The 21,195-nt window shown below is 60.8% G+C and carries 17 protein-coding genes; 5 read left to right on the top strand and 12 right to left on the bottom strand.

Annotated features, from left to right (window positions below; translation table 11 throughout):
• Positions 1–34: 34 nt before the first annotated feature.
• From amrA to AC559A_RS02075, 4 genes are read right to left on the bottom strand one after another with little or no spacing between them, the layout of a single operon-like run.
• Positions 35–580 (bottom strand): AmmeMemoRadiSam system protein A, encoded by a 546-nt coding sequence (gene amrA / locus AC559A_RS02090; protein WP_498815964.1) that lies wholly within the window; start codon positions 578–580, stop codon positions 35–37.
• 11 nt (positions 581–591) lie between these two features.
• Positions 592–1,272 (bottom strand): phosphoribosylglycinamide formyltransferase, encoded by a 681-nt coding sequence (purN, locus tag AC559A_RS02085; protein ID WP_498815963.1) that lies wholly within the window; start codon positions 1,270–1,272, stop codon positions 592–594.
• Positions 1,269–2,807: a uroporphyrinogen-III C-methyltransferase gene (cobA, locus tag AC559A_RS02080; RefSeq protein ID WP_028573161.1), complete on the bottom strand. Its 1,539-nt coding sequence runs from the start codon at positions 2,805–2,807 to the stop codon at positions 1,269–1,271. Before cobA ends, purN begins: the two co-directional genes overlap by 4 nt.
• Positions 2,808–2,816: 9 nt before the next feature.
• Positions 2,817–5,558: a valine--tRNA ligase gene (locus AC559A_RS02075; RefSeq protein WP_498815961.1), complete on the bottom strand. Its 2,742-nt coding sequence runs from the start codon at positions 5,556–5,558 to the stop codon at positions 2,817–2,819.
• 77 nt (positions 5,559–5,635) lie between these two features.
• On the opposite strand from AC559A_RS02075, the gene AC559A_RS02070 reads away from it, so the two are divergent.
• A complete protein-coding gene (locus AC559A_RS02070) occupies positions 5,636–7,012 on the top strand; it encodes a type 1 glutamine amidotransferase family protein (RefSeq protein ID WP_498815959.1) in 1,377 nt (458 codons plus the stop codon).
• Between the two features lie 115 nt (positions 7,013–7,127).
• Positions 7,128–8,141, top strand: a complete 1,014-nt coding sequence (gene era / locus AC559A_RS02065) for a GTPase Era (protein WP_498815957.1) — start codon at positions 7,128–7,130, stop codon at positions 8,139–8,141.
• A 54-nt stretch (positions 8,142–8,195) separates the two neighbouring features.
• Here the strand turns inward: era and tal are convergent, their stop codons facing one another.
• Positions 8,196–9,155, bottom strand: coding sequence for a transaldolase (gene tal / locus AC559A_RS02060; protein WP_498815955.1), 960 nt, complete (start codon positions 9,153–9,155; stop codon positions 8,196–8,198).
• Positions 9,156–9,795: 640 nt separating this feature from the next.
• On the opposite strand from tal, the gene tatC reads away from it, so the two are divergent.
• Complete coding sequence (tatC, locus tag AC559A_RS02055; RefSeq protein ID WP_498816058.1) at positions 9,796–10,581, top strand: twin-arginine translocase subunit TatC; 786 nt, start codon at positions 9,796–9,798, stop codon at positions 10,579–10,581.
• Positions 10,582–10,659: 78 nt separating this feature from the next.
• Positions 10,660–11,022: a hypothetical protein gene (locus AC559A_RS02050; protein ID WP_498815953.1), complete on the top strand. Its 363-nt coding sequence runs from the start codon at positions 10,660–10,662 to the stop codon at positions 11,020–11,022.
• A gap of 29 nt (positions 11,023–11,051) precedes the next feature.
• Here AC559A_RS02050 and AC559A_RS02045 read toward each other — a convergent pair whose 3' ends face one another.
• The gene (locus tag AC559A_RS02045) at positions 11,052–12,689 is read right to left on the bottom strand and encodes a DNA repair protein RecN (protein WP_498815951.1); all 1,638 of its coding nucleotides are present in this window, start codon (positions 12,687–12,689) and stop codon (positions 11,052–11,054) included.
• 34 nt (positions 12,690–12,723) lie between these two features.
• Positions 12,724–14,352 carry a glycosyltransferase family protein gene (locus AC559A_RS02040; RefSeq protein WP_498815949.1) on the bottom strand — a complete coding sequence of 543 codons (1,629 nt, stop codon included), beginning with the start codon at positions 14,350–14,352 and terminating at the stop codon, positions 12,724–12,726.
• A 125-nt stretch (positions 14,353–14,477) separates the two neighbouring features.
• Here AC559A_RS02040 and AC559A_RS02035 point away from each other — a divergent pair, with 125 nt between their 5' ends.
• Entirely contained in the window at positions 14,478–14,699 is a 222-nt protein-coding gene (locus tag AC559A_RS02035; protein WP_028573155.1) for an FmdB family zinc ribbon protein, read from the top strand.
• A gap of 15 nt (positions 14,700–14,714) precedes the next feature.
• Here the strand turns inward: AC559A_RS02035 and AC559A_RS02030 are convergent, their stop codons facing one another.
• The 5 genes from AC559A_RS02030 to murB all read right to left on the bottom strand — a co-directional run bounded on the left by AC559A_RS02030 (position 14,715) and on the right by murB (position 21,176).
• Entirely contained in the window at positions 14,715–16,418 is a 1,704-nt protein-coding gene (locus AC559A_RS02030; protein ID WP_498815947.1) for a radical SAM protein, read from the bottom strand.
• Positions 16,419–16,518: 100 nt separating this feature from the next.
• Positions 16,519–17,814, bottom strand: coding sequence for a cell division protein FtsZ (gene ftsZ, locus AC559A_RS02025; RefSeq protein ID WP_498815945.1), 1,296 nt, complete (start codon positions 17,812–17,814; stop codon positions 16,519–16,521).
• A 248-nt stretch (positions 17,815–18,062) separates the two neighbouring features.
• A complete protein-coding gene (ftsA, locus tag AC559A_RS02020; protein WP_028573153.1) occupies positions 18,063–19,304 on the bottom strand; it encodes a cell division protein FtsA in 1,242 nt (413 codons plus the stop codon).
• Between the two features lie 22 nt (positions 19,305–19,326).
• The gene (locus tag AC559A_RS02015) at positions 19,327–20,256 is read right to left on the bottom strand and encodes a cell division protein FtsQ/DivIB (RefSeq protein WP_028573152.1); all 930 of its coding nucleotides are present in this window, start codon (positions 20,254–20,256) and stop codon (positions 19,327–19,329) included.
• Entirely contained in the window at positions 20,253–21,176 is a 924-nt protein-coding gene (gene murB / locus AC559A_RS02010) for a UDP-N-acetylmuramate dehydrogenase (RefSeq protein ID WP_498815943.1), read from the bottom strand. The genes AC559A_RS02015 and murB overlap by 4 nt, the downstream gene beginning before the upstream one ends.
• Positions 21,177–21,195: the final 19 nt, after the last annotated feature.

Genomic DNA, 21,195 nt, shown 5'->3' with positions numbered 1-21,195 from the left:
CTCCATACAACACCGAAACGACCTTGCAGGTCAGCTAAAAAATAACCGCCTCGAAGCAAAATATCTCCGTGCCCGACTGCTGCCAAGCATTGCCGGGGAGTCCGGCTTTTCGGCAGGTCTGCGACAGAAACGTCTCCCGATCCCAGCCGTATTCCGCGGCCACCTGGGGCAAAAGCAGGCCGGAATGCGGACCGCGGCGCACCAGCAGTCCGTGCCGGCCCGGAACGATATCCCCGGCGGCGCAGGACACGAGTGGGCTGAGGATTGAAATCTCCACGCTCAGATCGTTCAGTTCCTCCTTGTTCACGGGAGGAAACCTGGGATCATTGAACGCTGCGGCCTTGGCCATGCGGATGATGGTCTCCCGGATCGGCTGGTCGCCGACGATATGTCCGATGCACCCGCGCAAATGGCCTTGCTTTTTCAGGGTTACAAACGCGCCGAATGGCTGTTCCAGCTTTTCCGAAATCGGTTTCGGCAGCATCACGTTCGCGTCAAACCGGGAAGCAATGCTCAGCCGGGCCAATTCCCGCAGATAATCTCGCTCTGCCTGGGACAGTTCAAACTCAAAGTCACTCATGTTCGTTCTCCCTAAAACCCCTCTTCCAACGGCGGAAAAACCAGACACGGCGGCAGCTCGTTCCTGGTGGCTAAGGACCGCTCTCCGGGACGGACCACCACCTGACGATTTTGGACGTCCAGCCTGCCTTCGGCCAGCCATTGGAGGGCCTGAGGAAAAATACGATGCTCCAAAGCCAGGATGCGACTGCCCAGTGCTTCAGCTTCCTCACCGGGCAAGGCCGGGACCGCGGCCTGGATGATGATCGGACCGTGATCCACCTCTTCATCTACGAAGTGCACCGTGCATCCGGCCAAACGCACGCCGTACGCTGCGGCCTGGTCCTGGGCGTGCAGTCCTGGAAAGGACGGCAGCAGCGCCGGATGGATGTTCAGCACCCGTCCGGGAAAGGCGGCTAGGAGTTCCGGCCCCACGAGACGCATGAATCCGGCCAGGACCACGGCCTGGGCTCCGGCGTCGCGAAGGGCGCGGACCACTATCCGGTCATAGGACTCACGGTCCCGGTAATCCCGATGAGGCAGGACCTGGGCCGGGATATTGTGATTCGCCGCTCGTTCCAGCCCCTTGACCCCGGGGATGTTGGAAATCACCGTCTGGATAGTCACGTCCAGCACCCCGGCTTCCATCCGGTCGATCAGGGCCTGCAAATTGGACCCGCTCCCGGAAATGAGTACGCCAACGGGCAGAGTCATGCCCCCGCGCCCCCGTGTCGGCCCTGGCCGGCATGGTCCAGGATGGCCTGCACCATGGCCGGAATGGTATAGTCCTCGGGCTGAATGTCGCCCTGAAAGCCCTGGTTTTGCAGTGTCCGTTCGGTGACCGGCCCGATGCAGACCAGTTTCAGCGCGGCGCGGTGCTTTTGGATCAACTCCGGGCTGATGGCCGCGAAAAAGTTGGTCACCGTGGAGGAACTGGTGAACGTAATATAGTGAATCTCTCCGTTCTCCAGGGCGGTCGTCACGTCCTGTGCGCCCTTGGCCACCGGCAGGGTCCGGTACACCGGCAACACCTCCACCTGGGCCCCGGCCCGGAGCAATTCCTCGGGCAGCACTTCCCGAGCCTGCTCGGCCCTGGGAATCAACACCCGTTTGCCCACCACGTCCCTGACCAGCAGCCCCTGGACGATGTCCTCGGCCACGTACTTTTCCGGGACGAAATCAGCCCGAATGCCCCGCCGGGCCAGCCCCTCGGCCGTGGCCGGGCCGATGGCCGCCACCTGGGTTCCGGCAAAGGCCCGGGCATCCAGCCCTCGGCCCTCCAACACGTCCCAGAACATGCGCACGCCGTTGACCGAGGTGAAGACCACCCAGTCGTACTCGCCCAGCCGTCCTGCGGCCTCCTGAATAGGCGCGGCATCCTCCATGGGCTCCACGGCAATGGTCGGAAACTCGTGGCAGCAGGCTCCCAGGCTCTCCAGGGAGGCCACCACGTCGCTGGCCTGCTCACGGGAACGGGTGACCACCACGCCCTTGCCCAGCAGAGGCCGCCGCTCAAACCAGTTCAGCTTGTCGTGCAGACTGACCACCTCGCCCACCACCAGCAGTGAAGGAGGCTTGAACCCTTGTTTCTGGGACTCCTCGGCAATCTCGGCCAATGTGGAAATCAGCGAGCGCTGCCGGCAGGTGGTTCCCCAGCGGACCAGGGCCGCCGGAGTGCTTCCGGGCAGTCCGGCCTTGATCAGGTTGGCCGAAATCTCCGGCAGGTTCTTCACGCCCATGAAAAAAACCAGGGTGCTGGTGCTTCGGGCCAAGGCCTCCCAGTCATGAGCGCTCTCGGCCTTGGTCGGATCCTCGTGGCCGGTGATGAAGGACACCGAAGAGGCGAAACGGCGATGGGTCAGCGGGATCCCGGCATAGGCCGGAGCGGCCACGGCCGAGGTCACACCGGGGACCACCTCGAATTCGATGCCGTGCTCCAACAGCTCCTCGACCTCCTCCGCCCCCCGCCCGAAGACGTATGGGTCGCCCCCCTTGAGTCGGGCCACGACCTTCCCCGCCTTGGCCCGCTCCACCAACAAATCGTTGATCTTGTCCTGAGGAAGGGTATGGTCGCCGCCCTTTTTACCGACGTAATAAATCTCGGCATCCGGCCGACACCAAGCCAAAAATCGCGGATTGGCCAGGTAGTCGTAAACCACGGTATCCGCGCTCTCCAGCAACCGCTTGGCCTTGAGCGTGATCAACTCCGGATCGCCGGGCCCGGCGCCCAGCAGGTAGACTTTGGACATGAAATGCTCCTACTCCATCAGCCCCTGCAACCGTTCGCGCAGGGCCAGCAGTTTGGATTGTTTTGCGGCGATATCCCTGGCCTTGGTCCGCTCTTTTTCCACCACTTCGGCCGGGGCCTTGGCCAAAAAATCGTCATTGTTCACTTTGCGGGTGACGATGTCCAGTTCCTTTGCGGCCTTGCTCAATTCCTTGTCCAGGCGGGCCAGTTCGGTCTGAAAGTCCACGGCCCCGGCCAGGGGCACGAACACCTCCACCCCCTGGACCACGGCGGAAGCCGAAGCCTTGGGCGGGTTCAGGTCCGGTTCGACCTGAAATCCCCCAAGACGGGCCAGGTGAACGATGGTCTCCCGGTTCGTCGAGAGCACTTCGGCCAGGGCGGTCTCCGGGCAACGCACCAGCACGTCCAATTTCTGGGACGGCCCGATGCTCAATTCGGACCGGATGTTGCGCACGCTGACCACGATCTCCTGGATCAGCCCCATATCCCGCAAGGCCTGCTCGTCCACCTGTCCGGGCCGAGCCGGAGGATAGAGTTGGGCGGCCAGATTGGAATTCGTACCGCGAGCGGGCAGGGAGTTCCAGATTTCCTGGGTCACGAAGGGCATGACGGGGTGGAGCAGGAGCAGCACTTCGGAAAGCACGGTTTGCAGGCAAACCTGGGCCGTGTCTTGGGAGCGGGCTTTCTCTTGACCCTGATCTTGGCCCTGGTCTTGGGCTTGATCTTGATCTTGCTTTGGAACCTCGTCCTTCTCAGGCTGGGCGATCCCGGGCAGGTCCGGCTTGATCATCTCCAGATACCAGTCGCAGAGTTCGTGCCAGATGAACTGGTACAGCCCCATGGCCGCGTCGTTGAACCGGTATTCGGTGATGGCCGCGGCGTTTTCCTGCTTGACCTGCTCCAAACGGGTCAGAATCCAGCGGTGGCGCAAATCCAGGTCCGCCGAAGCGGGAAGCGCGTCCCCGGCCCCGTCCTGAGGCAGGTTGATCAGGGCGAAACGGGCCGCGTTCCAGAGTTTGTTCACGAAAAACCGGTAACCCTGGATTCGGTCCTCGGACAGCTTGATGTCCCGGCCCATGGCCGCCATGGCCGTCAGGGTCATCCGCAGGGCGTCGGTGCCGTACTGATCGATCATGGTCAGGGGGTCGATCACGTTGCCCTTGGACTTGCTCATCTTCTGACCGTCGCTGTCCCGGACCAGGGCATGGATGTAGACGTGTTCAAAGGGCACCTCGTCGCGGAAGTGCAGGCCCATCATCATCATCCGGGCCACCCAGAAAAAGAGGATGTCGAAACCTGTGACCAGCACCGAGGTGGGGTAGTAGCTCTTCAGTTCCGGGGTCTCGTCCGGCCAGCCCAGCGTCGAGAAGGGCCAGAGGGCCGAGGAGAACCACGTATCCAGCACGTCGCTTTCCTGGATCAGCTTGCCGGGGCATTTTGGGCAGCTTTTGGGGTCTTCCCGGGAGACGATCATCTCGCCGCAGGCTTGGCAGGTCCAGGCCGGGATGCGGTGGCCCCACCAGATCTGGCGGGAAATGCACCAGTCCCGGATGTTGTCCAGCCAGTCGAAATAGGTCCGCTCCCACTGCCGGGGATAAATCGCCGTCCTTCCGTCCTCCACGGCCTTACGGGCCTTGGCGGCCAAAGGCCCCACGGCCACGAACCACTGCTTGGAGACCGCGGGCTCGATCACGGTCCGGCAGCGGTAGCAATGCCCCACGCTGTGCGGGTGGTCTTCCACGCGGACCAGAAACCCTTTTTCCTCCAGGTCCGCGACGATGCGCTGGCGGCACTCCATGCGGTCCAGACCGGCGTATTCCGGCCCGGCCTCGGCGCTCATCCTGCCGTGATCGTCGATGACCTTGACCACGGCCAGATCGTGGCGTCGGCCCAGTTCAAAATCGTTCATATCGTGGGCCGGGGTGACTTTCAGGCAGCCCGTGCCGAACTCCCGGTCCACGTAGGCGTCGGCGATGATCGGGAGCTTGCGGCCCACCAGAGGCAGGATGACTTCCTTGCCCACCAGGTGCGCAAAGCGTTCGTCCTCGGGATGCACGGCCACCGCGGTGTCACCGAGCATGGTTTCCGGCCGGGTGGTCATCACCGTCAGATCCCCGGAGCCGTCGGCCAACGGGTACCGGATGGCGTGCAGCCGACCGTCGGCCTGGGCGTGTTCCACCTCCAGGTCGGCCAGGGCTGTATGACACCGGGGGCACCAGTTGATGATGTAGTCGCCCTTGTAGATCAGCCCTTCCTCGTACAGCCGGACGAACACTTCCCGCACGGCCTTGGACAACCCGTCGTCCATGGTGAACCGCAGCCGGGTCCAGTCCACCGAGGCCCCCAGACGACGCACCTGGTTCAAAATTTTGCCGCCGTACTCTTCTTTCCAGGACCAGACCCGCTCCACGAAGGCTTCCCGGCCCAATTCCTCCCGGCTTTTGCCCTGAACGGCCAGGGATTTTTCCACCACGTTCTGAGTGGCGATCCCGGCGTGATCGGTGCCCGGCACCCAAAGCACGTCGCGGCCCTGCTGGCGATGAAACCGGGCCAGGATGTCCTGGAGGGTCAGGTTCAGGGCATGGCCCATGTGCAGGGAGCCCGTGACGTTGGGCGGTGGGATGACCATGGAATAGGTTGGTCGCTCCGCCTGGGCCGGAGCGGTGAACGTACCCTGTTCCTCCCAGTATTCCAGCCATTTGGCTTCCACGTCACGGGGTTCGTACCCCTTGGGCAGTTTGGTTTCGGTCATTTGGATATTTTCTCCCTCTCTTTCGTCGTGTACGGCAACAGCCCGTTGAAAAACTCCGATTGCTGCGAACCCGTGCCATGGCTTGTTTCGCGTCGGCGGTCCTGGTACTCCATCAGCCCATGGACGCTTTGGACAAAAGGCACTTTCCGCGCCCCGCCCCCCTTGGGTCAGGCTCGCGCTCTGGCTCGGGCTCCATCTGTCTCTTGTGGGACGAGTCGCATCTTTGGGCGATCCTGCTCTGGAGGTGCCTGGCTGCCTGGGGCGTCCCTTTGCGACTGGCCAGGGCTTCGGAAATCGCGGCGGGCCTGCTGCGTGACCAGCCGCCGACGGCCCTGTTCGTACCCGGAGGATGGGCCAGATTCAAGGCCGAGGCCCTGGGGCCGGATGGGCGCAAGGCCGTGGGCGACTACCTTCGTTCCGGCGGCGTCTATGTTGGCCTGTGCGGCGGAGCCGGCTTGGCCCTGCCGGACAACCACGGGCTGGCCGTATGCCCGCTGTGCCGCAAGCCCATGGCCCAACGCCTGCCGAATTTCAGCGGCTCGGTGGCTTGCGCGCCGCAACAAGGCCACCCGCTGGTTCCGCAAGACGTCCCCGCCCTGATCGACCTTCCGGTCTGGTGGCCTTCCCAGTTCGCCGTCCCGAAGGACGCGACCACCGGAGGCATCGACATTCTGGCCGCCTATGTCCGCCCCGGACCGGATTTCTGGGTCTCCGACCTGGCCCTGGAGCAGGTGGCGGCACCGGAGCGATCCGCCTGGGAACGGCTCTACGGGATCAACCTGGACCCGGAACTGCTCCGCGGCGAACCATGCATCGTCACGGGCCCGGTGGGAACGGGACGATATATCCTGAGCTATGCCCACCTGGAAACCCCCGGCTCCCCGGCGGCCAATTCCTGGCTGGGCCATATGCTTTCTTTCCTGATGGGGCAACCCCCGCGCCTTTTCGAGAACCGGGAAGCGCCGGCCTGGAACCTCGCCGAAACGCCCGTGGCCTGGGATGATCCACGTCTGGCCCGCATCGCCGCTCACCTGGAGGCGATCATCGCCCTGGGCATGCGGCACTTCCTCCTGTTCTGGCGACATCCCTGGCTTTTAGGCTGGCGGCGCGGCATCCCCGGCTTCGTGCTGACCACCCTCACCGCCCAGGTCCAAACCATTCGCTCCCTGCCGCCCCATGCCGAAACCGAGGCCCTTTGGGCGCGTCACGCCGAGGACGTGGAAGCCCTGGCCCTCGAGTTTCGCCGAAAAATGGAAGCCTACCTTATCGCCGAACGCCTAGTCATGCAGCGTACGCCCTCCTCCCCGGAAGGCAGCGCCTGCGACCACGTCCAAAAACAACGCCGGGAGCTGATCGGCCGCTTTCCCGGATACGGCGGCCTGTTCGGCCGCATGGTCCGCCAACTGGACGAACTGGTCTGGCGGCAGGCCGCCACCGCGACGCCGATCCCATGACACGATTTATTATTCGAAGCTTCTCTTTCAGTATCGGAATCGGGATCGATACTGTTTGCTCACCAATAATCCTATTTCGATCCCGATAACTGCATTTTCTCAAAAGGATAACCCCATGTCCCATCAAGACGCCTCCCTCGCCCATGATCTGACCAAAGAAAAACAAGCGCACGACATCGATACCTTCCGGACCGGCTGGACGGCCCTGCTCGGCCCTCCCAACTCCGGAAAATCCACCCTGCTCAACGCCATGTTGGGTCAGAAAGTAAGCATCGTCAGCCCCAAACCCCAGACCACCCGCAACCAGGTCACCGGAATTCTGACCAGGGACGACTTGCAGGTCGTATTTCTGGACACCCCCGGCCTGCACCGTCTGCGGGGCAAGATGAACGCCTTTCTGCTCAAGGCCGCCTGGCAGGCCTTGTCCCGTGCGGACATGGCCGTGATCGTCCTGGATGGAGCGCTGTACACAAGCCGACCGCACCTCTTTTCCGAGGAACTCCAACCATTGCACGGTTCACGGGTTCGTCTGCCTCAGCCGCTTTTGGTCGCGGTGAACAAGATCGACAAGGTCAAGGATCGCAAGCGACTGTTGCCGCTGATGGAGCAGGTCGCCGGGACGTGGCCGGAAGCCGAGATCATCCCCTTGTCCGCGGCCACCGGGGAAAACGTGGAGAGCCTGATCACCAGCATCGCCAAGTCCCTGCCCCCGGGCCCGCCGCTGTTTCCCGAGGACCAGCTTTCCACCGTGCCCCTGCGGTTCATGGCCTCGGAAATCATTCGGGAAAAGCTCTTTCTGAATCTCCACGAGGAACTGCCCTACCGGACCGCGGTGGACATCGAAAATTGGGACGACACGAGCAAGCCCGGCCTGACCCGCATCCACGCCGTGATCTTCGTGGAGCGGGACAGCCACAAGGCCATGGTCATCGGCAAGCAGGGCCGCAACCTGAAGCAGATCGGACAAAACGCCCGGTTGGAACTGGAAGAATTGCTGGGAACCCAGGTCTATCTGGAACTCTGGGTCAAGATCCGGTCCAGATGGAGCGAGGACGAACGCTTCCTCCTCTCCCTGGGCTTCGGCTCAGCCCCGGATGGAGAGATCATGGAGGGGCTGGGAAGGTTTTGAGAGGGAGGGGCGTATAGCGTACGCCCCTCTGTTGCCTCCGTTTTTTTTACAAAGTCAGCCCTTGTCCTGAATCATCCGCTCCAGCTTGACCGCATCCGCCGCGAACAGCCGGATGCCGTCGGAGAGTTTTTCCGTGGCCATCTGGTCCTCGTTGAGCATCCAACGGAAGGCTTTTTCATCCAGGGACAGCTTCTCTTCCCCGAGGCTTCGCGCCGACTCGGGACTCAGCTTGCGCTCCAGCGTGCCTTGACCGTCACGCAGTTCCCGGAGAAGATCCGGGCTGATGGTCAGCAGGTCGCAGCCGGCCAGTTCCAGAATCTCCCCGGCGTTGCGGAAGCTGGCACCCATGATCTCTGTAGGGTAGTCGTGTTTTTTGTAGTAGTTGTAGATCCGCGTCACGGAGTGCACGCCGGGATCGTCCTGAGGGGCATATCCGTCCTTGCCCTCATGCTTCTTGTACCAATCCATGATCCGGCCCACGAAGGGGGAAATCAGCTGCACCCCGGCCTCGGCGCAGGCCACGGCCTGGGCAAAGGAGAACAGCAGGGTCATGTTGCAGCGAATGCCCTCCTTGGCCAGGATTTTGGCGGCAACGATCCCTTCCCAGGTGCTGGACAGCTTGATCAGCACCCGTTCCCGATCCACTCCGGCTCGCTCGTACAGCTCTATCAAACGTCTGGCCTTGTCCACCGAACCCTGCACGTCGAAGCTCAACCGGGCGTCCACCTCGGTGGAAACGCGCCCCGGCACGATTTTCAGGATTTCCACGCCAAAGGCCACAAACAACTTGTCCACGGCCTCGGCCAGAAACGCTTCCGTCGATCCGGCTTCATCCCGGGCTCGGGCAATGACCCCGTCCACCATCTCCCCGTACTCCTTCATCCCGGCGGCCTTGAGAATCAGGCTGGGGTTGGTGGTGGCGTCCTGGGGCTGGTACTCCTTGATGCTGGCAAAATCACCCGTGTCCGCGACAACGGTCGAATGCGCCTTAAGCTGATCCAAAAGATTGGGCATGAGGGCTCTCCTTCTATTCAGGGTTCAGTCGTGACGAGGAAATATCGGAGGAATCGGGCCATGGATGGAAAGTTTACCGTATCTCTTCCCAAAGCTCAAAGATATTTTGAACTCTCAGTAAAAGAAAAGGGCGTTGTTGGTCGACAAGAAAAAAGCCACTTCCCGAGACGCCCTTCGACATACCAATAGTTTAGAAAACTTTGACGTAGCCCAGAACCCTCTGTGAGTTCTCTTGACATATGGCAAAAAAAGGTCCATCTTTTCTACCGTAATTCTTCCGCCGAGATCCGCCGCAAATCTCCTTCTTTACTGGAAGGCAAAGGCATACTCTCCATGTCTCACGACAACCCCTCGACATTTCTCTCCGTCATCAATACTGAGCTGGAAAAGTTGAATATCGTGCTTCAGTTCTCCCTCCCAGGCAAAATATTTACCGATCTCGCCGCCCCTTAGATTCTCCATCTGGAATCCACACCTTCCTGCATCGTCCGGTCTTTTGAGACTGGCATTAAAATACGGATTCGGGAACCAAAATGTCACGTTATGGATGACTCGCTCGGAACAGGGAGAATCCATACCCGCATTCTCCGCACAAGCGGAAGCTCGTGCGAACCGACAATCCAGAGCGGAGTCCAAGCGTATGAACAGAACGCTTCAGTCATCTGATCCGAAAGAAAAATTGAAAGAAGTCCGGCTCACGGACCATCTGGAGGATCTGCGCAACCGTCTGATCAAATCCGTCATCGCCGCCATTTTCGGATTTCTGGTCTGCTACGCCTTTTCCCAGGATCTCTTCAAGCTGATGACGGCTCCCTTGCTTGAAGTCATGCCCCTGGAAAGTCATCTGATATACACATCCCTGCCCGAGGCATTCTTCACCCATGTAAAGGTCGCCTTTGTGGCGGGTCTCTTTCTGGTCAGCCCTTATATTTCTTACCAGATTTGGCGATTCATCACTCCGGGGTTGTACGAATCGGAACAAAAACACATCGTTCTCATTGCTGTCCTCTCGGCGGTGTTTTTTGTCAGCGGAGCCCTCTTCGGATATTTTATCGTTTTTCCTTTCGGGTTTGAGTTTTTCATGGGGTTTGCGGACGATGCGATCAAACCCATGCCTGGCCTGCGTGAATATTTCAGCTTTTCCGTAAAACTGCTCCTGGCCTTTGGCGTGATTTTCGAACTGCCCCTGTTCATTTTCTTCCTGGCCAGACTGGGGTTGGTTACGGCCGATTATTTACGCAAAAAACGCAAGTACGCCATACTTCTTGCTTTTATTGTGGGCGCCATTTTGACTCCACCGGACGGCGTTACCCAAATATTGATGGCCGTGCCGCTCATAATACTTTACGAGATCAGCATCTATGTGGCTCTCGCGTTCGGCGGGAAAAAAAAACTATCAACATTGGACATTCAGGTGGGGGCATGAAGAACGCGTCTCCATGCAACGAGCGATTTCCCAATTAAGCAGCGTTTCTTACCGAACAAACAGCGAAGTGAGAATATCATGTTTGCCATTTTCAAATACTGGATTCTGACAATCGTGCTTTTTCTCTTGCTTCTTTCGGCAGGACACGCGCAAGACTGGGAAAAGATAAAAAGTCGGGGGATGATGGAATTTGTCGTCGTCGCAAAAGAAAAAGAGGCGGATGAGAACGTGTATCTCGATGCAATCAAGCAAATCTGTACGCAAGGAGAATATTGCAGGATCATGTTTTGGTCGAACAGGGATGATGTGCCGATGTCCTGGCCCATGACGGACAGCCAGGAGAAAGCCATGACCGCAGATTATTTTTACAACGCGAACTCGGATGAAATGCTCTTACTCTGGAATTGCCGGTTGGGTAAAAATCCTTCACAATGTTTTTAATGTATTGACCACACCAGTGAGAAAAGCCGCTATGCTTTCCATCCGCCACCGGTCATCCGCCGCAACTCATCTTCCCGTTCCGCCCCTCCCAGGGCCGTGCAGCGGGTAAAGGTAGCCCCGTCCACCACTTCCTTGCGGACCTGGAAGTGCATGTCGCCCTGGGCCGCAAGCTGCGGCCAGTGGGTGATCACCAGAACTTGCTGCACCGCGGCCAGGGAGCGCAGGCGGTCACCGACCTTGTTCAGGGTCATGCCGCCGATGCCGGCGTCCACTTCGTCGAAGATCAGGGTCGGATTGTCCGCGTCGGCCATCAGGCCGATGATCGCCAGGAGTACGCGGGACAGTTCGCCGCCGGAGGCAATCTCCTCCAGAGGCTGGAAAGGCTGGCCCGGGTTGGGGGCCCAGAGCAGCCGGGGGCGGTGTTCGGTCAGCCCGGGAAAGATTTCCAGGGGGGCGAAGGTGAATTCGATATTCAGATGTTCGGAAAAGCCCAGTTCCCGCAAGTCCCGGCCCAAGCGGCCTCCGACGTCCGTGGCGGTACGCCGTCGATCCTCGTCCAGGGCGGCCAGGGTTCCGGCCAGATCGTTTCGCGCCTGGTCGATGTCGCGCTCCAACTGCTTCAGGTCCAACCCCGAAGCGTCCAGATAGGAGAGGTTGGCGTCCACTTCCTCCTTGAGCCGGACGATTTCCTCCAGCGGTCGTTTCAATTTGCGTTTAAGTTGAGAGAGATCCCAGAGCCGGGCCTCGATGGACTCCAGCTCGCCCTGGGCGGTCTGGGTCCTGGCCATGCCGCGCAAGCGGCGCTCCAAATCGTGGAGATGCTCGCCGAGCTGAAGCAGCGCTTCGGCATCAGATACCGTCTCTGGAGCCGTTTCGCTTGACTCCCCCTCAACCTCCGAGACCGTCTCCGAAATCCGCGGCGAACCCGCATTCTCCAGGTTCAGCACGGCCTTGCGCAACTTGCCCAGGGCGTCGTGCAGCCCGGTATCCGGAGTGCAAAGCAGCTCTATGGCTGAATCGACGTGTTGCTGGGCTTGGGCCTGGTCGCGCAGGACTTGTTTGCGCGCCTCCAGTTCCTCCTCCTCCTCGGGCTTGGGGTCGACCTTGGCGATCTCCGAGCGTTGGTATTCCAGGAGATCCTTGCGATCCCGCAAGCCCCGCAAGCGCTCCTCCAGTTCGCGTTGGCGATCCACCAGGGTGGACAACGCGGCCAAGCGGCGATCCTTTTCCCTGACCAGTTCCGGCTGCTCCAGGAACCGGTCCAGCAGGCGGGCATGAAAGGACGGCAGACGGAGTTGCTGCTGGGAGTGCTGGCTGGCGTGCAGGATCAACCTGGAACGCAGCCGTTTCAGACCGTCTTGAGAGGCCAACTCGTCGTTGACCCAGACACGGGAGCGACCGGATTGCGCGGACAGTTCGCGACGGATCACCGTTTCGGCGGAGGAGCCGTTCTCTCCGCCCGCGAAGACCGCCTCCACCCGGGCCTTGTCATGGCCCGGACGAACGAGATTCACGGCCAGCTTCTCTCCCAGAAGGAAATCCAGGGCGCGGAGAATGAACGACTTGCCGGCCCCGGTTTCTCCGGTGATCACGTTCAAGCCGGGGCCGAATTCCAGTTCCAGATCGTCGATCAGGGCGAGGTTGCGGATGCGTAGCAGTTCAAGCATGGGAAAGAGGAACGGATAATCGCTCCGCACCGGGTTAAAGATTCAAAGTCGCGCGGATCGAGCCGTCCGTATCGGCTGAAGCCAGAGCGTTGTCGAATTTTCGCGTTTCACTGTGCTGTTCGGCCCTCGAAGCGGCCAGAAGCAGCTCTTCCAACCCTTCTTCTAGCCTGAACCCCTGGAGGTTGACCAGACCCAGTTTCACCCCCGCCAACCAGTTGCCGGGTTGATGCAGGGTTAGATGGGACAGCAAAGACAGCCGCAGCGGTTCAAAGCCGGGTTGCTTATCCAGCAAGGCGTCCATGGACCGGCAAACGGTCATGTTCCGGGAATCCAGGCGATGGGCCAGGATCAGACATTCCAGGGCGGATTCGGGAAGATGGCGCTCGTGGTCGAAAGGCAGCCCGGGCCGAGACAACAGGTCCTGCCGCTGAAACGTTCCGGCCCAGAAACAATACATATCCAGCGGACTCCGGGGGGGCCTGGGAGAACGCCCGGAGAACTCTTGATGGCGCATCCAGAAGGCCTTGGCCAGAGCGAGTTCGCCCAGATGCAGGGCCGCCAGAGAGGCTGTCCGCGTCAATGCCGGGTCATTTTCAAAGGGCAGGTCGGGTTGGAGCAGCGCCCTGAGGTCGTGAAGGACCAATTCCCGTTGGTTCGTCCCCAACCAGAAGCCCAACAAAGCCCCTCGTTTACGTGGAGATTCGGGCAGATCAAGCAACAGGTTACGCAAGCCTTCCTCGCCTATGGGTGCCCGTCGGGCTTGCCACAGGCGATACAGCGTCAATGCCCACGGCAAAGCGGGAGGTTCGGACAAAGTCGATGATCTGGCCGGGGCTTGGGTTACGATCTCAAGCAGCCTTTGAGCGCGATGGATCGCCAGATGCTCCTCCTGGGTCCTGGCCCAGGCCGCCTTGGCCATTTGCTCTGCCAGGCGTTGATTACGAGAGTAATGGTTGATCTTGGACTTGAGTTCCAGGGCGTGGCTGAATACCCCGATTTCCCTGTCCGGAAGAAAGGTCTCTTCCAGCCCTGGAATCCCGGAAGGATTGAGCACGAGACAGCCGCAGGACGCGGCCTCGAACAACCGGAAATTGATTTCCCCGAAAATGGACTCGTTGGGCGCCAACCGCGCTTCCCGGTAGACCTCCAGCATTTGTTGAAAAGAGACGTCCTGGACCAGCTCCATCTGGAACTCGCGGCGTAAAAAATCGACGAATCGCTTGCGGGAAGGACGATGCTCGGTCACTCGGCCCACGAAACAGACCGCCCGCTGACGCTGATTCCACCCCTTCCAAGGCAGGCGACGTCCGAACCAGGGCAGCCAGAATACCGGGACGTTGATCTGCTTGTGCAGATAATCGCTCCAGTTCCGCTGCGTGGAGCAGGCCAAATCGAACAGACGGACGTACTCCATCTGCCAGAAGGCGTTCAAATGGGTGTCGATGGACCAGAAGACCTTGAGCCCGGAAATGTTCTCCAGGCCCTTCAGAAGCACGCGCGGACCAAGGCTTTCCTGTTGAATCACCACGTCCGGCTCAAAGCGATGCTCTTCCAGCAGGCGGGGCAGATCGTGAATTCCGGGTTTGGGATGCAGCCCCAGAACCGTGTTCCCTAAGGATTGCAATTCATTTTGCAGTGCACAATTAATGACGCAAAGACGCATGCCGAAACCTCGTCAACGCCGGATCATCCTTTGAGCGTTCTTGACATCCGAGCCTGCTGCGTAAACATCCCGGAGTCAGACGCGACGCAATCCACCAACACTCTCTAATCCCAAGGAGCAGCTCCATGCCCATTTTCGAATACGCATGTCCCCAATGCAACCATGTTTTCGAGGAACTGACCCGGCTTTCGGACCAGGAAGCCAAGCCCTGTCCGAAGTGTGGTTCGGGACAAGCCGTAAAAGTTATGTCCGTCTGCCGTGCATCCACATCTGGACGGTCCTCCGAAGCATCATCCTCCGGCTTTGCTCCAACTTCCGGCTGTACTCCGGGAAGAGGCTTTTCCTGAGGCGTGTAGTCGGCTTCAGGTCTGAAGCCATTTTTGCAGCCCGCACCGGCGGCACTTCAGGCACCCCGCCTGAAGTCCGTCCGGAGCGAAATCCATGGGGCAGGGCGGCGACGTGCGGCGCGTCCCGACCTTTTCCCATTCCCGCCACAGATATTCCCGGGCCAGTCCCGGATCGATCACTTCCCACGGAAAAACCTCGTCCCGCGCCCGTTCCCGGTCCAGATACCAGGCCGGATCGCCCGGCCATTGCGCCAAGGCCGCGGTCCACACTTCCAGTTCGCGACCTTTCTGGCCGGCAGCAAGTCGGATCAACTCGTGGACCCGCTCGTCGCCTCGGGCCAAGAGTCCTTGAATCCTGGCCAGCCCCGGCGCGTCCGAGCGGACCTGTACCCCGGTCATGCTTTTGGTCGCCTTACGGATTTGGGATACTCGATCCTTGAAGGCCTGTTCATCGGCCATGGCCGCCCATTGCAAGGGCGTCCAGGGTTTGGGCACCAGGCAGCCCAGTCCCAGGGTGATCAGCTTCAGGTTGGTTTTCCCTCGCCCGCCACCAGTAGTCCGAGCCTGGTCCACTTCCCGCAGAAACAGACCAAACTCTTCCCAGTCCGCGTCGGTCTCTCCCGGCCAACCGACCAGCAAATAAATTTTCAGATGATTGAACCCCTTGCGGGAGAGGCGTTCCACGGTCCGCAGAAAAGCCTCTTCTCGAACATGTTTGTTCATCGAGTCCCGCAACGTCCGGCTTGCTCCCTCCAATGCCAGGGTGATCGTACGCGTTCCCAGGGCGCGCAAGATGTCCAGCAGCTCTTCGGTCAGTCCCTCGGCCCGCAAGGAGGACAGGGAGACGTCCACTTTTTGCTCGCCAAGCCAGGCGAGAAAACGCCCCAGATCCGGCCAGTCCGTCAGGGCCGTGCCCACGAGCCCCACTTTACGTGGCCGCTTGCGCAGCACGATTTCCTGGAGGTCGTCCAGGGAAGCCATTCTGGGTGGACGGTACACGTATCCCGCTGCGCAAAATCGGCAACCGTGCGGACAGCCACGATTGACCTCCAACAGCAGGGTGTCCCGGAACACGGCGTCCGGAGTAATGAAGCAGGAACTGACCGGGGCTTCCAGTCCACCCAGGTACGAGGGATGCAGATGCACGGCTCGATGCACGGGCAACGTGCTCTTTCCGGGAACGTAGACCCCGGGCATGGCCGCGATCAAGTCCAGAGCGTCATCACGGGAAGCGTTTCGGACATACGCTTCAGCCAGGACCTCCAGACAGTCGACCAGCCCTGCCTCGGCCTCCCCCACCCAGAACAGATCCACGCTGGGGGCGATGGGAGCGGGATTCATAAACGCGAGCGCCCCTCCGGCCATGACCAGTGGCCAGGAGGGGCGTCGCGCGGCGTCGGGGGCGATCCCGGACGCCGTCAGGATACGGAACAGATGGAGGTAATCGAACTCGTAGGTCAGACTGAAGGCCACGACGCCAAAGGCGTCCAGTCCGCGTTTTCCAAAGGGCCGGACCAACTCATGCCGGTCCGGATCCCAGAACACCGGCTCCAAGGCCAATGTCGGACGAGACCGCAACAACTCCAGCACCGCCTGCCATCCCAGGCTGGAATAGGCCAGAGCAGGCTTCTGGGGAAAGACCAGGGCCATGGGCAGGCGACCGCCCCACTCCTGCTCTGGAATGGCCCGTGAGCCGGGGGGACGGCGATCGCGCTTCACCCGTTGCTCCGGCGTTGTTGAGGCGGCACGCGCACCGACGACGCGCCGACCATGGTCCATTTGATTATCGAGGTCAGGCTTCGAAACCCCGCAGCCTGGATCAATCCGCCTGCTTGCGCAGGAAGGACGGAATCTCGAACTCCTCTTCATCAAAGACGAAATCCTCTCCTCCCCCGCCGGAGGCCACGCGGAGCATCCGGTTCGGCGCTTGGGTCTGGGGCTGAGCCATCCCCTTGGAAGAACCGTGTGAATGTCCTTGGTTGAGCTGTCCATGTTCACTGCGCAGCCCCTTGCGCAGATAGGCCGGGATGCTGCGATCCTCAGCGCTGGAAGGAACGTACGGACGCCGGACGATATTGCCGGAGTTGCCCGCATTGTTGCGCACCCCGCCCAGATCGATCACTCGGGACGAATCCTCGCCTCGCCCGACAGTGGCGGCGTTCGTGCCGATGCCCGTGGCGATCACGGTGATCCGCATCTCGTCGCCGGCATCCTCGTCAAACACGGTGCCGAAGAAAATCTTGGCGTCGTCGTGGGCCGCTTCGTGAATGATGCTGGCCGCCTCGCTGACTTCATCAATGGTCATATCCGGAGCGCAGGTGATGTTCAGCAGCACGCCCTTGGCTCCGTCGATGCTCACGTCCTCCAACAACGGACTATTGATGGCCTTCAGCGCGGCCTCCCGAGCCCGGCCCTCGCCCTTGGCGATACCCGTGCCCATCATGGCCAGCCCCATCTCGGACATGACCGCCTTGACGTCCGCGAAGTCCAGGTTGATGAGCCCGGGGACCATGATCAGGTCGGAAATGCCTTTGACCGCGTAGAACAGCACCTCGTCGGCCTTTTTGAGCATGTCCAGGAAGGCGGCCTTCTGTGCGGCCAGGGAAAGCAGCCGGTCGTTGGGAATGGTGATGATCGTGTCCACGGCGTCAGCCAGGGCCGCGGCCCCTTTCTCGGCCTGAAGCAACCGCTTCTTGCCTTCAAAATAAAACGGCTTGGACACCACGGCCACGGTCAGGGCGCCCATTTCCCGGGCCACCTCGGCGATGACCGGGGCCGCTCCGGTGCCGGTGCCGCCGCCCATGCCCGCGGTGACGAAGACCATGTCCGCCGGCTCCAGTATCTTTCGGATCTGGTCCACGCTTTCCAGGGCCGCCTCGCGACCGATGTCCGGATTCGCCCCGGCTCCGAGCCCCTTGGTCAGCTTCTCGCCCAATTGAATCTTGAATTCGGCCCGAGATCTGTTCAAGGCCTGCAAATCCGTGTTGGCCGCGATGAACGTGACGCCCTTCAACGAAGAGCTGATCATGTTGTTCACGGCGTTGCTGCCCCCGCCGCCGACCCCGACGACCTTGATCGTTGCATTGATGTCGTTTTCAAGTTCCATGAACTGCATACGCTTCTCCTCCCTGTTCGCTTACCTGATGGTCAAAAAATTGTTGTTCCGCATCCCTCGGCGTTGTTCCCGTCCGTCTCGCTCGTCGCACCCGTCTGTCATCTTTTCAGGCATCTTTTCTCGGCATCTCTTTTCGTCATTACCGTTCGCCATCTCAGTCAAATGCGTTCCCACGACGCATCAACACGCACTTCCATGAGTTTCAAATTTCAAATCTCAAATTTGAAATTCCAATGCGCGTTTTCCGCTCAGGAAACATCGGAAAACCACTTGCGCATCCGGTTCAGGATGCGGTTGAAAATATGGGTGTCCCGGATCCGGAATCGCTGGTCCAGCCCTTCCTTGCGCGCTCCATACATCAGCAGTCCCACGGCGGTGGAATACATCGGGTTCATCACCACGTCCTTCAGCCCCCCCACTTCCCGCGGATAGCCGATGCGGGTGGGCAGGTTGAAAATCTGCTCGCCCAGGTCGGCCATCCCGTCCAACAAAGCCGACCCGCCGGTGAGAACGATTCCGGCCCCGATAAGATTCTTGCACCCGGACTGGTTCAGGTCCTGTTCCACCAGGGCCAGAATTTCCTCCATCCGCGGTTCACAGATCTCCGCGAGCACCCGCCGGGAAACCCGCCGCGCCTCGCGACCGCCCACACTGGGCACGTCGATGATCTCGTCCTTTTGCACGATGTCCGTCAGGGCGCAGCCGTATTTGATCTTGATCTTTTCCGCGGCCAACATCGGCGTGCGCAGGCCGAAGGCGATGTCGTTGGTCAGGTTGCTTCCACCCAGGGCCAGGACCGACGTATATTTGATGGAATTGTTGGAAAAAATCGCCACATCCGTGGTCCCGCCGCCGATGTCCACCAGAGCCACGCCGATTTCGCGCTCCTCCGGGGTCAGCACGGCCTCGGTGGAGGCCAGGGACTGCAGGACGATGTCCGCCACGTCCAACCCGGCTCGATGGCAGGAACGAATGATGTTCTGGGCGCTGCTCACCGCTCCGGTCACGATGTGCACCTTGGCCTCCAGCCGCACCCCGGCCATGCCGATAGGGTCCGCGATGCCGTTTTGTTCGTCGACGATGAACTCCTGGGGCAGGATGTGGATCACCTCGCGGTCCAGGGGGATGGCCACGGCCTTGGCCGCGTCGATGACCCGCTCCATGTCCTTGGGCGTCACCTCTCCGCCCTTGACCGCGATCACGCCGTGGCTGTTGAAGCCCTTGATGTGGCTGCCAGCGATGCCGGAATACACCGAACGAATTTCGCAGCCGGCCATCAGTTCCGCCTCTTCCAAGGCCTTTTTGATGCACTGCACGGTCTGCTCGATATTCACCACCACGCCCTTGCGCAGTCCCGAGGACGGGGCCGTGCCGATGCCTACCACGTCTACGCCGTTAGGCGTAGCCTCCCCTACCACGGTGCAGATTTTGGTGGTTCCGATGTCCAGCCCGACGATCAGATCGGATTTGGATGATGATTTTTTCGCCATTTTCCGCTCCTCGATTTCGCTGTCAGGACTGTTTCAACTGGACCCAGGCCTTGCCCGACATGACAGTCAACCGTTCAATATTGTTCAGCTCTCCACGAGAGCGCAAATCTTCCCAAACTTGATTCATTATTGCGCGATGCCCGCGCCAGTCGCTCAGATCAAAATGAATCACCAAGCCCCGATCTTCCAGGTGGATGCGTAGAAGATTCGCGTCCTCCACCTTCAACCAGGCCACGTCCGAAAAACCAAACGGGAATTCCAACCGCTCCACGGCCCGCACCCACTCTTCCATCAACCGCCAGTTCGGCTCCACGCCTTGCTCCAAAATCAGGACCGGCAAGGACACGAAGCGGCCCAGTTCCAGTGCGGCGATGGGAACTCCGTTGCGATCCGCGTAAAACAAGGTCCCGCCCTGCTGAACCCAGAAAAACGGTTCACGTTCCACGATGTCGATGGCCACCCCGTCCGGGAGCACCCGCCGGACCGTGGCGCTTTCGACCCATGGGTTGTGTTGCAGTTTTCGGCTGACCTCGCCCAGACTGACCTCCAGGAGGTTCATCCCCACTGTCACGCCGCTCAGGTTCAGCACCTCCGGCGTGCTGAGCTGCCTGTTGCCGATGATCTCCACGTGGGAGACGGCAAAATGAGCGGACGTGGTCAACGCCCGGTAACCGTAGATCAGCCCGAGGCTGATGCTTCCAAGAAGCGTCGCCACCAGCAGCAACCCCAAGGTCCAACCGAAAAACCTCAATACAAACAGAATAAGCGCCGTCAGCAGCCCCCCGATGCGTACCGGACGCCTCGCGGCCTTGTTCCGGGCCGGCTTTACCGACGGTTTCGCGGCTCGCTTGGGCACGGACGGGGCACTTTTTCCGCCCGCCCATTTGTTGCTCTTGCGGGTCCCGGGACTGAACCAGCCGCCGGGTCGGAGTCTTGCGGCGGCCACGCTCATGCCAGCACCTTGACCTCGGTTTCCAGTTCCAGGCCGAAACGAGCCGCGACCCGTTCCCGGGCCAGATCCAGCAGAGCAAAGGCGTCGTCAGCCGAGCCGCCGCCGAGGTTGATCAAAAAATTCGCGTGCCGCTCGGAAAAGGCCATGTCGCCCTTTCGAAATCCGCGCAGCCCGACCCGGTCCAAAAGCCTGCCCGCCGGGTTTTCCGCGTCGGGATTCTTGAACACGCACCCGGCCGAGGCCATGGTGATCGGCTGAGTCTGTTTTTTACGGTCGAACCAGTTGCGCATCCGTGTTCGCACTTCAGTCGGCTCGTCCCGTTCGACCCGCAATTCCGCGGCCAGCACCAGCTGAACCGCATCGTCAAGCCCCGAATCGAACCGTCGGTATCCGAATTGGAGAGCAGCGGCATCAAGCCACCGGCCGCCCCGGTCCGGGGTCCAGATCAGGACTCGTTCCAGAACCTGGGCCATCTCCAGCCCGTACGAACCGGCGTTCATGGCCACGGCCCCGCCCACGGAACCGGGAATCCCCGTCCATGGCTCCAAACCACGCAGGCCGCGAGCCGCGCACCATCCCAACAGCCGTGGAAGCCGCAAGGCTCCTGGGACCCGAATTCGGACCGCTTCCCGGTCCACCTCTGAAATCCGGTTTCCATCGTCACCCTGTTCCATAATCTCGGGATCACCGCCGCCTTCCAGCCGGACCAACACCAGATCCAAATCCCGGTCCGCTGCCAGGATATTGCTCCCTTCCCCCAGGACCATGGACCGGCCGCCGAGTCTGGCCGTTTGCTCGGCCAACAAGCCGGCTAGATCGGCCAGGTCCGACGTTTCACGGACCACGATTTCGGCCATGGCCTTGCCGCCCAATCTCAAAGTCGTCCGGTCGGCCAGAAGCGGGCCTTTAATCACCTTCATGGGACCACCTTCACGGGAT

This window comes from Desulfonatronum zhilinae (genome assembly GCF_900182865.1).
Taxonomy (GTDB): Bacteria; Desulfobacterota; Desulfovibrionia; order Desulfovibrionales; family Desulfonatronaceae; genus Desulfonatronum; species Desulfonatronum lacustre.
The sequence above is the reverse complement of the archived record's forward strand: the minus strand, read 5'-3'. Positions and strand labels throughout refer to the sequence as shown.

Bases quoted from the DNA above. Each gene is read 5' to 3' on its own strand.
- AC559A_RS02050 (WP_498815953.1), top strand. From the start codon at position 10,660: ATGTTTGCCATTTTCAAATACTGGATTCTGACAATCGTGCTTTTTCTC.
- AC559A_RS02040 (WP_498815949.1), bottom strand. From the start codon at position 14,352: ATGCGTCTTTGCGTCATTAATTGTGCACTGCAAAATGAATTGCAATCC.
- murB (WP_498815943.1), bottom strand. From the start codon at position 21,176: ATGAAGGTGATTAAAGGCCCGCTTCTGGCCGACCGGACGACTTTGAGA.
- AC559A_RS02045 (WP_498815951.1), bottom strand. From the start codon at position 12,689: ATGCTTGAACTGCTACGCATCCGCAACCTCGCCCTGATCGACGATCTG.
- tatC (WP_498816058.1), top strand. From the start codon at position 9,796: ATGAACAGAACGCTTCAGTCATCTGATCCGAAAGAAAAATTGAAAGAA.
- ftsZ (WP_498815945.1), bottom strand. From the start codon at position 17,814: ATGCAGTTCATGGAACTTGAAAACGACATCAATGCAACGATCAAGGTC.
- AC559A_RS02070 (WP_498815959.1), top strand. From the start codon at position 5,636: ATGGCTTGTTTCGCGTCGGCGGTCCTGGTACTCCATCAGCCCATGGAC.
- AC559A_RS02035 (WP_028573155.1), top strand. From the start codon at position 14,478: ATGCCCATTTTCGAATACGCATGTCCCCAATGCAACCATGTTTTCGAG.
- amrA (WP_498815964.1), bottom strand. From the start codon at position 580: ATGAGTGACTTTGAGTTTGAACTGTCCCAGGCAGAGCGAGATTATCTG.
- cobA (WP_028573161.1), bottom strand. From the start codon at position 2,807: ATGTCCAAAGTCTACCTGCTGGGCGCCGGGCCCGGCGATCCGGAGTTG.
- AC559A_RS02075 (WP_498815961.1), bottom strand. From the start codon at position 5,558: ATGACCGAAACCAAACTGCCCAAGGGGTACGAACCCCGTGACGTGGAA.
- ftsA (WP_028573153.1), bottom strand. From the start codon at position 19,304: ATGGCGAAAAAATCATCATCCAAATCCGATCTGATCGTCGGGCTGGAC.
- AC559A_RS02015 (WP_028573152.1), bottom strand. From the start codon at position 20,256: ATGAGCGTGGCCGCCGCAAGACTCCGACCCGGCGGCTGGTTCAGTCCC.
- purN (WP_498815963.1), bottom strand. From the start codon at position 1,272: ATGACTCTGCCCGTTGGCGTACTCATTTCCGGGAGCGGGTCCAATTTG.
- era (WP_498815957.1), top strand. From the start codon at position 7,128: ATGTCCCATCAAGACGCCTCCCTCGCCCATGATCTGACCAAAGAAAAA.
- tal (WP_498815955.1), bottom strand. From the start codon at position 9,155: ATGCCCAATCTTTTGGATCAGCTTAAGGCGCATTCGACCGTTGTCGCG.